Source organism: Peribacillus sp. YIM B13481 (genome assembly GCF_042787985.1).
Lineage (GTDB): Bacteria > Bacillota > Bacilli > Bacillales > DSM-1321 > Peribacillus > Peribacillus simplex_A.
Genome location: NZ_JBHZPE010000016.1, coordinates 19,676 through 34,358 on the forward strand (window position 1 = coordinate 19,676; position 14,683 = coordinate 34,358).

At 36.2% G+C, this 14,683-nt stretch carries 7 protein-coding genes; all 7 read right to left on the reverse strand.

The window, feature by feature from the left end; genetic code table 11:
• Positions 1-175 precede the first annotated feature (175 nt).
• The 7 genes from ACFX4X_RS11680 to ACFX4X_RS11710 all read right to left on the reverse strand — a co-directional run bounded on the left by ACFX4X_RS11680 (position 176) and on the right by ACFX4X_RS11710 (position 14,607).
• Complete coding sequence (locus ACFX4X_RS11680) at positions 176-466, reverse strand: DUF3817 domain-containing protein (protein WP_125161863.1); 291 nt, start codon at positions 464-466, stop codon at positions 176-178.
• Between the two features lie 226 nt (positions 467-692).
• Positions 693-1,757 carry a C45 family autoproteolytic acyltransferase/hydrolase gene (locus ACFX4X_RS11685; RefSeq protein ID WP_377383555.1) on the reverse strand — a complete coding sequence of 355 codons (1,065 nt, stop codon included), beginning with the start codon at positions 1,755-1,757 and terminating at the stop codon, positions 693-695.
• A gap of 320 nt (positions 1,758-2,077) precedes the next feature.
• Positions 2,078-2,356 (reverse strand): hypothetical protein, encoded by a 279-nt coding sequence (locus ACFX4X_RS11690; protein ID WP_377383557.1) that lies wholly within the window; start codon positions 2,354-2,356, stop codon positions 2,078-2,080.
• The gene (locus ACFX4X_RS11695) at positions 2,331-2,669 is read right to left on the reverse strand and encodes a carboxylesterase family protein (protein ID WP_377383560.1); all 339 of its coding nucleotides are present in this window, start codon (positions 2,667-2,669) and stop codon (positions 2,331-2,333) included. The genes ACFX4X_RS11690 and ACFX4X_RS11695 overlap by 26 nt, the downstream gene beginning before the upstream one ends.
• A 602-nt stretch (positions 2,670-3,271) precedes the next feature.
• On the reverse strand, positions 3,272-4,003 hold the full coding sequence (locus ACFX4X_RS11700; protein ID WP_377383563.1) for a thioesterase II family protein: 732 nt from the start codon (positions 4,001-4,003) through the stop codon (positions 3,272-3,274).
• A 24-nt stretch (positions 4,004-4,027) separates the two neighbouring features.
• A complete protein-coding gene (locus ACFX4X_RS11705; RefSeq protein ID WP_377383566.1) occupies positions 4,028-6,934 on the reverse strand; it encodes a non-ribosomal peptide synthetase in 2,907 nt (968 codons plus the stop codon).
• Positions 6,931-14,607 (reverse strand): amino acid adenylation domain-containing protein, encoded by a 7,677-nt coding sequence (locus ACFX4X_RS11710; RefSeq protein WP_377383569.1) that lies wholly within the window; start codon positions 14,605-14,607, stop codon positions 6,931-6,933. Before ACFX4X_RS11710 ends, ACFX4X_RS11705 begins: the two co-directional genes overlap by 4 nt.
• Positions 14,608-14,683 lie beyond the last annotated feature (76 nt).

Consider the following 14,683-nt stretch of genomic DNA (forward strand, 5'->3'; position numbering starts at 1 on the left):
CAATATTGTTGATACTTATACTTTACATGCTCATCCTTACAGCATAATTATGCCAACCTTACAGCAAGCTTAAATCTATAAAAAAAAACGCCTTCCAATTAAATAGGAAGACGTTTTTTATGGATTTGTCAAAAGTAAAAGTACTGAATAAATACGAAATCAGGTTCTTTATCATTTAACTTTGCTTCAATATCCTGCGGTCGATTACGAAATTCCCAAATGGGATGAATGAAACGATGAAGATCATCGCCATTTTAAAAAAGGACCATTTTGATTTAATGCTCACATAGAGCAGTAATAGCCCAAACACGACAAATAAGAAACCATGGATGCTGCCTAAAATGAGTGTTACTTCCCCAATATCCAATAAGTACTTAATGGGCATACCAATAGCAAGCAATAGAACATATGAGATCCCCTCAATTATTGTAATAAACCGAAACCATCCAATAGCTGTAGAAAACATTCGCACATCCCCTTATCCATTGTACACAAACAGACTTCCAGCTTCTTAATCCCAATCCAAAATCTGTTCCTCTATCATATTATATTACTGGCAGATCCACTAATAAAAAGTTCCAGGATCCGTTTGCCTAAAAATAGAACAGCAAAAGCCCAATCCAAGGATTGGGCCCTTTAAATATCTTACTTATTCAACGTAATTGAAATTTACTTAAAGGGTTCAAGAACGTTCAATTCCGAAACCAATTCGCTCCCTCATCCATATGCACGAAGGGGATATCCGTATCAATTACACCTTTGATTCGTTCTAAATCAACATCTTCCCCATCGAGCCATTTCGCAAAATCTATTGAAGTCGGCTCCTGGTTCCCTCCCAAGGCAATCCAAGCTTTCATCTCCTTAGGTAAATAAGCGGATGTATGAATCGTTCCTGCCCAGCTGCTATATAAATCCGAGAAGACACCTCGATCGGTATCATTAAACAACCTGTAAGCATCGTAGGCAGATGAAAGTCTCCCTTCATGATCTTGGATGATCTCCAATCGGCGTTTCGAATCGATAAGATGGTTACGGTTCTCATTTTTCATGATTTCAAAGTGATTGGTACAGGCATTTGACGTGCGCACCTCTACATTTCTCGGAGAGGTTTCCACGATATAGGTACTTCCGCTTTTATCATAGACGACGTAAGTGAAGGAATGACGATGCGGGATTTCCTTCAACATCGCGACCGCTTCCTGTACGTTCGCACACGATTCAACAATCAGTCTGCCAATCATGCAGCAAATGAAACCATCACCAGGGTTCTTGCGGTTCATGAAATTATAGCCTATCACCAAACCTTTTTCATTCATCCCATCCATCCGGCCAGTCCCTCGCTGACTCGGGCCTATGCTTGAATACCCTTGATCGGTTGGCTGGAATAAAACATAGCGTCCTTCATATGTCTTTGGGTGGTAATCATAATTGCGAATCAGATAATCATCGCCAGTCATGATGGAGCAGCCCGACCGAACATAATCCAATCGATATCCACCGAACTCTTGCAGCACGCGGTCAATTGGCCATTTCAACGCTTCTTGCAACCCCAGTAATTCTTCCCAAACTCCAGGGGCGAATTGTGTAATTGCGTTCTTGACCTCTTCTTCCTCAACCGTAAATCGCGGCTGCCTAATCTTCCACTGATCTTCACGATTTTTCACCGTAAGTGAATCTTTTAATTCCTTCCCTTGCATGTACCCAAACTCATAATGTGTACCCCGAAATTGTATGACATCACTATATATTTGCTTCACGGCTTATCCCTCATTTACTATAGTCGCTATTCAAATTAAGGATACTTGAAGTATTGTTGAAAATAAAGAAGATAAGCCTTAAATTTATCAATCAACTCACCACCCCATACCTCCCTCATAATCTGTAACTAGACATATTTATAAGGGTAGACGGATCATGGGGATGAATGAAATTACCGGCACTCCATTGGATTTATGTTGTATTTATTGCATTGATAATCGGGTTTATAAACAAGGAATACCCGGTTAAAAATTTAAATACATAAATAAAGAGAATCCAATATAGTACTGGATTCTCAAATAGATTGAATTAGGTAAAATTATTGTAAATGGTTTTGTTGTTGTCCCATTTGGCCATATTGCTGATTGCTCATTTGTTGTTGACCTTGTTGGTGACCTTGCTGTTGACCCAATTGGTTAAATTGCTGTTGTGCTTGACCTACTACTTGATTGATCTGGTTAAGCGCTTGAGTTGTTTGTGCATATTGAAGACATTGGTTTAAAGATTGGATTGCTTGTTGAATGGACTGTTGTAATTGTTGATCAGTTTGTTGCAGTTGGTTTTGTGCTTGGCTAGCAAATTGCTGGATTTGTTCCATTAATTGATTTTGTTGTTGATTTTGCTGTTGATTTTGTTGTCCTGTTTGTTGCCCTGAAATATCCCTCATTGGCTAATGCCATTCCATATTTTTTTGTTTGTTCCTTACTGCCTGATACAAAAGCACCTCCGTGTATCCACATGATAACGGGGAGTGGTTTATTCATATTTTTGGGATAATAAATATCTAAAATACTATTATCCATTCCATGCTTATCATAAGTTAAATCTTTTTCGACATGAACCTGTTCTTTAATGATCTCCATGTTTTTAGGAGATGCAAAAGAATCTGCTTCGAAAAGCTGCTTGATCATAAAGGTATTAAGTACCGGTGTGAATTTCCCTATTATTAATACAAGGATAATTGGAATGATCATGATAGAGATCGGAATCATCCATCGTTTTTTCTTATAAAATTTGGTCGTTGTTATCAATTGCGTCAACCCTTCTTTATCTTTCTAATTAAACATGAAAATCTGTATAGAGATCCATTCTTTCAAAAAAACTATTTGGAGCATTTTTTTGCTTCATATTCTTTATATCAAAGGTAAATTTTTCGTACCGTTATGAGTCAATGTTTAATCATATCCCCAAACATACTGGCTGATAATAATAATAACAACCAATGATAATTGTTCCCCATTAACTTTAGAGACTTTAGCTGCTCCAATTTGAGCCTTACATGATAATATATATGATTTCAATAAATAGTGTCTAGCCCATTAATAACCAGCTTAAAAACCAAAGTCGCATTATAGCTTAGATAGAAAAAAAGGACCCAAAAGTGTCTGAAATCATTTCATCTTTAAAATCTGGATATAATCCATAATTCTAGAGTCATGATCTGAACACTTTTGGGTCATATTCTTTTTACATTAATTATTCCTAATCCGAGTTCACAAACAATTGCATATACCTAAATCAGAATTTCACAACGACTTCTTAGTAAATACTCTTGAATGATTTTTAATACAATATCTTGGTTTTGCTTTAAATAGAAATGATCTCCCTTTAATATATGCAATCCTTCAATATGTTCAATGTATTCATTCCAGCTTTCCATACTTTCCTTCGTCACGGAATCCTCTGAGCCCAATAGCAAAACTGCTTTATTTTCCACCTTTTTTTTGCGTTTATTTTCATCGTGGTAGTTGGCTAAAACATTTAAATCCGATTGTATTATCGGCAGGAATAATGTCATGAAATCTTCCGTTTCTAAGAGCTCCTTGTTCGTTCCCCCGATTTTTTTCAGTGATTGTTTTAAATTATTTGAATTAGAACAATCGATTTGACCTACTTTATAATCTGGGGACGATTTACTTGAAATGAATAAATGCTCTACTTTATTGCCATATCTCTCTTCTAATTTTGCCGCAATTTCATAGGCTACTATCGCACCCATGCTATGTCCAAACAAAGAGATGTTTTCCAATGATTGAATTTGATATTTCGTTTCCATTTCTTCCATTAGGCTATCCGTCAGATCAGCCATATGATCACGCAATGGTTCACTATATTTACTGCCATGTCCAGGGTATTCCAGCGGGACTACCTCTATCACATCGTCATCAAATTTCCACTCTCTATAAAAAGATGCACTTCCCCCAGCATAAGGGAAACAAAAAAGTGTTTTCTTCAGTCCTTTCATCCCCCTTCTCCAGTTCAATAAAGATTATTTCAACATGAACTTCATAAAGCTTTCCACATACCTTGAATCAATTTCCGGCATTTTCATTGATAGCCATTCCATATCCTTCTTGGTTTTGGATTGAAGGATTTCCGACTCTTTTAATTTTGTTGATTCATCAATTAACTGGGACAAAGCACTTAATGAATGAATCTCATTAGATTGTGTCTTTTCCTTTAAAGATTGTAACCATTCTTGCAAATCCATATTGGAGTAAGGTATATTATTTTTTTCGAAGAAGGAGGTCACGAATTCACTTGAAACCCTCTGATCATTGAACATGTGATAGATTCCGAGTTTCTGATTCTCATTCAATCTTGATATTTTATACATAAACTCACTTACAAAGTCGACTGGCATCAATTCAAAATGAATTTCCTCTTTAAATGGCAATATCCTTTGTTCAATAAATGATTCAAAAACCTTGTACAGCATATCCTTCTCATTCCAAACCCCGTTTAGTGAATTAGATGAAATCCTGCCTAATCGAAAAATATCGATTGTCAGTCCATATTCCCTTGCTTGAAGAAGCAGTTTCTCTGCTACCCATTTGGACTGGCTGTACCCGATCATTAAATCGGGGGAGTAAACCAATTCGTCTTCCTCATCCCATTTCCTTTCGCCGGTCAAGACAGAAAGCGTTGACGCATAATAGATGTTTTTCCGAGTGTATGATGAAGCAAACTTAATGATCTCCACTACACCATCCACATTTGAAACCTTTGATTTACTATACGGCTCGAAGAAGTTCGTTTCGGCACCGACATGATATACATGGGAAACATCATTGCTTAATTTCTCATATGTAATATCATCCAAACCGAATTGATGTTTACTAAAATCCCCTTCAATTACAACGATTCGACTTTCGAACTCATCCTGCCAAAGACCATATTTCATTAAAGTATCTTTCAATCTATTTCTTGAAGGAAATCTAACCAAACAATATATTTTGACATGTTCCAATTCCCGTAACAATTTGTTTAATAGATGGGCTCCTAAAAACCCTGTTCCACCAGTAATCATCATATTCTTTTCAAATTTAACTGGTTTAGTGCATATTTTCCTTATTTTCTCCATAAGCGATCGATCGAGTGTGGAGTCCTTCTCCATCACAGCTTCCATACTGCCAGATGAATCAATTTCAAGTGCACCAACAAATTTATTCACTGTATTATTTTCCAATAAAATCTGTAAAGTAGCTTCAGGAAGTACAGTTTCCTTCATTATATAGACCAGTTTGGTAGCTAAAATGGAATGGCCTCCATTTTCAAAGAAGTTGTCGTCTAATCCTAAACTTTGATTTCCTAATATATTTCTCCAAATCTCCAATACTTCTTTTTTCTTTCCATATTCTTGATTGGCTAAAAAAGTCTTATTTTGCATGATATCCATTTCCAATAATTTCGCTTTATCCACTTTACCGTTGGCATTAAGCGGAAAATCATCCACTCTGACAAAAAAGTGTGGAATCATATAATTCGGCAATTCATTGCCCAGATAATCTTTAATATCCTTTTCAGCATTTTTCGCGTTTTCATCCTTATGTTTGTAATACGCGATAACATAATTCTCATCATTGATGTTTTTAACTGCTACTACTGAACTTTCAACCTTCATGTACTTATCAAGCTTATCTTGAATTTCATTCAGTTCTATTCTAAAGCCGCGAATTTTCACTTGACTGTCTTTTCGTCCTTTGTAAAGGATCTCACCATTATTTAACCGGATGCCATGATCACCTGTTTTATACCACTTCGTTTGATTCAAATCATCCATGATCAAAGCTTGTTGTGTTAATTGTGGCTGATTTAAATAGCCTCTCATGACCCCTTGACCGCCAATGTGGATTTCGCCTATTTCACCATCGCCTACCTCAACTTGTTCTTCAGATAAAATCCTGATTTCGACATTGGTCAATGGCTTTCCAATAGGAATAACATCTACATCCTTATCTTCAACTTCATGACAAATGGCAAAGGTTGTGCATTCAGTTGGTCCATACCCATTAATTAAGGAAAAATGACCGATTGTCTGCTTCAATCTTTTGACATGGGAAATCGAGATTTTATCTCCGCCAACCACAATTTTCTTTAATCCTTCAAAAATTAATGGATCCTCATCAACCATTGCATTGAAAAGACCGGTCGTAAAAAAAGCTACATCCACCTTTCCAATCGATATGGCTTCTTTCCAATCATCAAAAGAAGTGAACTCATTCGTCATCAGGAATAATGTTGCTCCATTTAATAACGCTCCCCATATCTCAAAAGTTGCGGCGTCAAAGCAAGGGTTGGAAAATTGAGCCACTCTATTATTTTCGTTTATTTCAAGTATTTCAGAGTTCAATACTAAATTGACTACGCTTCTTTGTTCTATCATTACGCCTTTTGGTTTTCCAGTCGTTCCAGATGTATAAATAACATACGCTAGACCATTCTCTGAAGAACGGTTCACAGGAGTGTGCCCTTCCCTGCTCAGTTCTTTAATCTCAAATGGAATTGGTTCAATATCCAATTCACTGAGCTTCCCTTCATGATCATTAAATGATAAGAAGAACTCCATATCCGTATCCTCAAGCATATATTCCAATCTTTTTAATGGGTACTTTTCATCTATTGGAACATAGCAACAGCCAGACTTTATAATGGCAAGCATCCCTATGATCAGTTCAATGGACCTTTTGCTTGGAATCCCGATCATTGTTTCTTCTTGAATTCCCAAATCAATGATCCTTTTGGCAAGATTATCTGAGAGAATATCTAATTCTTTATAAGTTATTTGCCGTTCATTTTCATAAAGTGCCGCTTTTGATTGATTATCGCCCGCCATTTTTTTAAAAGCTTCAGTTATTGACATCAATTTATTCGTCGTCATCGATTTACTTATCATCGGGCCCCAACTTTCAAGTGATTTATTAATTTACCAATAGATAGTGTTTCATCTTTTGTTAGATTTAAGAATATTTCTTGCATGGAATCCATAAAACTTAAAATTTCATTTTCATCGAATTTATTGTTTTTATAAATGATTTTATAATGCAACTTTGATTGCACTACAGCTGCAGAGAACGTAAGATCGAAATTAGTTGATTCACTTCCAACTGAACTTTCGATCATGATTGGCGAATCATCTGCCTGTTCTGCGCTCGGATAATTTTCGAATACAAATATATGTTGAAATAAATCCCTATCCCATGGAATTTCAGCGTATCGCTTTATATCCGTAAGTGAACTGAACTCATACTCTCTCATTTGTAATTGCTTGTTTTGAATAGCGGTGAAATAGGATTGTAAATCATCCTCCCAATCGATTTTCAAAGAGAATGGAAGAGTATTGATCAATAAGCCTACAGCTGATTCGATATGCGGAATGCTGAGGTTCCTTCCTGAGCTTGTCACCCCATAACATACTGAGTTGCTTTCACTAAGGTAAGATAGAACGATTCCCCAAACTCCTTGAACAACGGTATTAATTGTTTTTCTATGCCGCTTGGATAACTCTATCAATTCTTCAGTAAGCTCTTCAGGTAAGCTATATTCAATAACTTTATCCGATGTAAAAGCTTCCTTATCCGTTTTCTTACTCACCAGTGCTTTTACTTGTTCGAAATCGCTCAACTCTTTGTTCCAGAAAGCTGCTTCTTCCTGTTTATTAATATTTCTTACATGGTTCATGACTTGTTTATAAGCATACTTATGTTCATCACTGTCTTTTAACGTACTGGATGGATTTCGATAATTATCCAAAAAATGATTAATGACGATTTGCAGGCTCCAGCCATCTATTAAAGCATGATGATGTGTCCAGATGAATTTAAAACGATGATCCGATAGCTGAATTAAGGTGATGTTCATGAGCGGCCCATTCTCTAAATCCGTTTGTCTGCTCCTGCTTTGTTCTAATAGATTTTCTATCTTGGATTCTGACTCGTCTACACTGAACATCGTTAGATTCACATGATTAAACACATAATAAATATCATTGAGTATGATTTGATAACGGTCCCCCAATTGATTGCGCCTGAAAACCGATCTTAGGACGCCGTATTTTCTGCAAGTATCATTCCAGGCTTCTTCTAATTTATCCAGATCAAGATCGCCTATTAAGTCGATGGATAGCTGCGAGATATATTCAGGACTTTGAGTTACTTCGCTATGGAATAACATCCCTTCTTGAAGTGATGTCACTGGGTAAATCTCTTCAATGTTATTAAACTTATTAATGAAATGCTTAATTGTACTTCCATCAACTATTTCCTCTGATTCAAAATCCGTTTCGATAATAGAGTCATTCAAATCTGCACTTCCGCTTAAAACTTTGTTTAATTGTGCTTCAACTTCTTTACATATCATTTGGAAGTTTTCATTGTTGCTATCCCCGATAATATTCAGCATGAGTCTATTGTTTACGATGCTAGCGACAAAATTGAGTTTATATGGAAATTTGTATTTCAAATCGATATTGCTGCTATTGGTTTGCTCCATATCACCTGTATTATTAAACTGACCTAGATAGTTGTAACTCACAAGGCTTTCTGGATAACGATAATCCCGAGTGGAAATATACTTTAGGATTCCAAAGTCAAACCCTTTGTTCGGCACACTTCTTATTATGTTCTTCGTATTTCTCAGTGTAGATCCCAAAGACGCCCTTCCTTCAATCCTTACTGGATAGATGGAGGTGAACCACCCTACCGTCCTTGAAAGATCAACGCCTTCCTCAATATCCTCTCGACCATGTCCTTCTAAATCGAGCCAAAATTCATTGATTCCCATACGATTGGAAAACACCTGGGCGATAACTGATAATAAAACTTCATCAATCGTCGTTTTATGTTTTCTTAATGTATTTTTAATGAGGTTTTGTGTTTGATCCTCATCCACTTCTATTTTGTACATGTTTTCAAAATCACACGTTTCTCCTAAGCTTTTCGTTAGCGGAGAAACGGGAGTATTCATTTCCTTTTCCCAATATTGAACGGCTTCTTCCGATAGGTCAGTGTTCTGATATTCGTTTAGTTTCTCGGACCATTGTTTATAAGAAGTCGTTTTTAAAGGAAGTGATAGTTCTTGTTCATTCTTCATCTGCTGATAACATCTTTCGAAATGTTCAAGAAGTATCCTCCATGAAACACCATCAACTATGAGGTGATGAATCACCCAAAAGATCCTTACCTCCCTTTGATCCCTGAATAGAAGAAACTTCATCATGGGGCCATTGTGTATGTTTAAACTTTGTTGGGCGTTTTCTTCTAGCTCCTTAATTTCCTTCAAACTATTTTCATCTTTAAAACTTGAAACATTAAACTCATAAAAACCGCATGCTGTATCAGCATTCCCAATATTCCCTATATATGAATCACCATGTTTTTCAAATAATGTCCTTAATACGTCGTGCTGATCAATTAATTTCATGATGATTTTTTTAAATTGTTCAGTTGATAATGTATTATCCTTCATTAATACTACGGACTGATTCCAATGATGGATATTCTCATGATTTTCATTAAAAAACCATGATTGAATAGGCGTTAACGGGACATAACCTGATATTGTTTCTTGAACCACTTGGTTTTGCTCCAATTCATTCACAATATTCCCCAACTCGCGGACCGTTTGGTATTCAAATAAATCTTTAGGAGTTATAAATAAATCTTTTTCTTTTGCAGCAGAGCATATTTGAATACTGATGATTGAATCACCGCCACATTCAAAGAAGTTATCATCCGGGCCTATAGTGGGATCATTTAAAACGTTTCTCCATATTGTCAGAAGCGCTGTTTCAGTTTTGGACAATTCTTGCACATCCAGCACTTTTCCCTTCCGCTCGTCCATCTGTTCCGTCCATTTCGGCAGGGATTTCCGATCAACTTTCCCATTCGGCGTCAAAGGAAATTTATCCAGTTGCATAAAATGAGCAGGAATCATGAATGCAGGCAGTGTTTCTTTCAATCGTCTTCTGATTGATTCTATCGAAACCACATCACTCACCGTATAATAAGCAATTAGCCTTTTATTCTCAAATTCATCTTCCAATACCGTTACATAACTATCCTTAATTTCTTCCATCTTTCGTAAGGAAACATTAACCTCCGATAGTTCAACCCGGTATCCTCTTATTTTCACTTGATCGTCCGCTCTGCCTATATAGACTAATTCCCCAGCTTTGTTATGCTTAACTAAATCCCCGGTTCTATATACTTTTTCTGCAGGGTTGAATGGATTGGCTATGAACTTTTCATTTGTCATGCTCTCATTATTCAAATATCCCCTTGCTAACCCAATTCCTCCAACGTATAGTTCACCAACCGATCCTGCCGGAACTAGTTTCCGGTTTTCATCCAAAACAAGTACAACTGTGTTAGTCAGAGGCTTCCCAATTGAAACAACGAATTCATTCGCTACCTCTTCATTCGGAGGAAATAGTTTAAAACTTGTACACACCGAATATTCTGTAGGCCCATAGGCATTAAAAAACGATATATGTTTAAACTTTGAAACGAGCTCAAATGGACATTCAGAACCTGCAGATCCCAGTACTTTAATACTGTTCAATTCCGTGATTGGCAGTTCCTTCAACACGGCAGGCGGTAAAATGATATGGGAAATTCCTTCTCCCTTAATTTGTTCAACAAGTTTACTCATGTCAAATTGATTTTCTTTATCCACACTTATATGCAGTTCGGCACCAAATAAAAGTGAGCTGAAAACCTCAATGACGGATGAATCAAAATTAAATGTAGCGAATTGCAACACTCTAGCTGATGTGTCTAAGCACATCATTTTATTTTGGTTATACACTAAGTTAATGATTCCTCTATGTTCTAACATGACTCCTTTTGGTCTGCCTGTCGTTCCCGAAGTATAAATGACATACGCTAGATTTCTCTGATCCGGAATGTGAAGATTGGCGTCCATTAACAGATCTGATTCTTCTTCAATATCTTCAAAATATATTATTTTAGCTGAATCGATCAATTCATTCACACCGAATTCTTTGTGACTCAAACAATAGGAAATGGACGAATCTTGAACCATATAGCTTAATCGCTCATTAGGATAATGAGGATCCAATGGAACATACGCAGCTCCAGCTTTAATTACTGCCAACATCCCGGTAACCATATCAATTGATCGATTCACATAAATTCCGATTCTTTCTTCTGTAGAAATTCCCCTGCTTATTAAATGGCGTGAAAGACGATTGCTCTTATGATTCAATTCGCGATATGTAATGGTTCTGGGACCATCAACAATGGCTATCTTATCAGGAAATCGCTCAACAATTTTATAGAATGCTTCTGGGATTGTATCATCGATCCCCTCAAACTGAACGGTTTCTCCCTGCCATTCTTCCAATAATACTTTCTCCTGCTTCTTACTCACTACAGATACTTGGTCAATGTATCGTTCAGGCTCGTATGTAATTGTCCGAATCCACTCCAAGAAATTTTCACCTAATAATCGAATGGTTTGTTCATTGAAAATACCTGAATTATACTCAAAAGCGAATAAAAGTTTATCTTCATATTCTTCCACAGCTAAACTCAAATCGAATTTTGCTACCTTTGATTTTATTACTTCAGGCGTTATCTTTATGTATTCACTTTCAAATGCAGCTTTAGCATTATTTTGTAAAATGAAGACGGTTTGAAATAAAGAAGTGGTTACTAAATTTCTTTCAGGGTTAATGATTTCAACAATTTTCTCCAATGTCATTTGCTGATGATCATAGATTTCAATGATATGACTTGTATTTCTTTGAAGAATCTCTTCAAATGTTTCCTCGAGTCCCAGCTTTAATCTAAATGGCAGTGTATTGACAAAATAACCTATCGATTTCTCTGTTCCTTCAATCATTCGATTCGCCAAAGGACTTCCGACAATGATATCGTTTTGACCTGTATATTTTGCTAGAAAAGACTGGTACATCGTTAGAAGTGTCATGAATAATGTCGAGTTTTTTTCAAGGGACATCCGCTTTAAACCTTGGAGCTCTTCCCTTGTTAGTTCCACTATAAAACTACTGCCATCGTTGCGATTTTCATTTGTACGCATAGTATCTAAAGGAAGCTCCAATTTAGGTAATTCCCCAGATAAGTTTGTTTCCCAAAATAGCGTTTCTTCTTTAATGTTACTTTCCAACCAGCTTTTTTGCTCAATGGCAAAATCCTTATATTGTGTAAAGTCGTTTCCAAGGTTAAGTTCCTTTTCATTCACTTCACTGTCATAAAATGATAACCATTCATCTAAAAATATACTCACTGACCATCCATCAAAAACAAAATGGTGAAGATTCACAAATAAAACAGACTCATTTTCACTCAATTTAACAAGTTTCAATGTCAAGAGAGGACCTTTTTCAAGTTCAAAGATTTCCGATTGGACGTCGTCTTCAATTTGTAGCATACGGGTCGTTTGCTGTTCTGCCTTTAATTCAGAGAGGTCCATTTCATTTATTTTAATGTACAAATCTTCCTTAACTTCTTGATAGCCTTTACCGTCCTTTTCATGCACGATGGTCCTTAAGATTTCATGTCTATCAATGACATGGTTGACGGATTTTTCCAGGAGTGAAGTATCCACTTTGCCAGTAATTTTATATTTCTGAGGAATGTTATAATTGGTTGTTTTACCATTGAGTTTTTCGTTGAACCACAAAGCCTCTTGGTTACTGGATAAAACATGATTTTCTGTTTGGATTTCTTTGTGCTCACTGTCAGTATTTGAAATTCGAGTCATGATGAAGGCCGTCAACGAATCGATCGTTGAATTTTGAAAAATATTTTTCAAAGTTAGAATTTGGTTGTATTCTTTATTTAACTTTGTCAATAACTTCATGGCTAATATCGAGTGTCCGCCCATTTCAAAAAAATCGGCATCTTTTTCGATTTGACTTGTTGATAAGACCTCCAAAAATGTCTTTTCTACAAATGATGAAACTAATTGCGTTTCATCTTTAGGAGATGTAATCACTTCTGGAAAGATCTTATGACTTAGCAATTTTAATGTGGGATTTTCAAACAAATCAGTCAATTTTATATTCGCATCAAGTCTTTTATTCACCTTAGATACCAATTTCATAGCTGTTATCGAATGCCCGCCCAATTGAAAGAAATCACCATTAATCTCAGTATTCAAGAAAAACTCTTGCCATATTTCTTTAAGTTCTTGATTAACCGATGCCGAAGTGATCGAATGGTCACTTGTTGCATGAAAGCCATTACCTACATTATTCTTTAGTTTTGAAAAATCAACATCGACATATATTTCGTCAATTTGCTGTGCTTTTGTAATTTGATGGGCAATCTGCATGAAGGCTTTTTGGATATCATTAACTAGTGAACGCTCTATGAAGCAGCGATTAAAATACAATTTGCATTTAATGGTTTCTTTATTATCCTGGGCTTGTAATGATAACGGAAAGCTATGTGATTCTTTTCCACCTTCAACTTCCCAGTTGATACTATTGCCTTCATTTTTAGCTTCCGGATAATTCTCATAAACAAATAACGTTTCGAAAATGGGATCTTCCTTCTTTAATTTCGTATGCCTTTTGATATCCACTAAAGAAATTTGAGAGTGTTCCAGCATATTGTTTAATGTTTCCTGGAACCGTTTCAGTAAATCAGTAACGCTGTCAGTATCGTTTATTTCAGCTATCATTGGAATCGTATTAATGAGCAGACCAACAATTTCTTCTGATTTGAATAAGTTATTCGACCTGCCAGAGCTTACAATTCCAAAGACTATTCGATTATGATTGGACATTTCCTTTAGCACGATGGACCATATTAACTGCAATAATACATTAATCGTTACATGGTTTTTAGCGGCAAATTCTCTTAAAAGCTCACTCTGTTTTTTATCCAGCTCCCAAAATAGATCATTTTCCTGCTGGTTTTCCTTCACAGATTTCAGCACGGGGAATGTGATTGTCGGCTGCTCAATATCCTTTGCTAGCTCTTTCCAAAAACGATTTAGATCTTCCGCATCGATTTTATTCATATACCGGATAAAATCTCCATATTGCTTTGGCTTTTCAATAAGCCGTTTGGAGTCTTTTCCTACAATTCGGCTGTAAGTAACAAAGAGTTCATCGATGACTATGCTGGTACTCCAGCCATCCAAAATTATATGGTGATGAGTCCAAATCAAGATATACTGATTTTCTTCAATTCTCACTAACTGGAGTTTCATCAAATTGGAGTTATTCACATCCATCTCCTGGGATTTTGATGTCACTCTCTGAATTTCATTTAATTGATCATGTTTACTCAACTCTGTCATATCGATTATTTCTGGTTGATAGTCCATTGCATTGAATACAACCTGAACATTATTTTCAATATTTTTAGAGATGACCTTCATTCTTAATGCTTCATGACGTTCTACAACCTGACTCCACGCCTGGAATAATGCATTTACCTCAAGAGCGCCCGTTATCCTGATTCGCATTTGAGAAATGTAAAGGTTCTCTGCTGTATTGTTCATCTCCAGTTCGTAGAGGATTCCTTCTTGAAGCGGAGTTAATGAGTAGATATTCTGAATAGATTTCTCCAATTTAGCGCCTCCCGATTCCATTATCGTTGTGTTCCATCCTATCTACTGACTTCTTCATTCTATTAAATGAGTATTC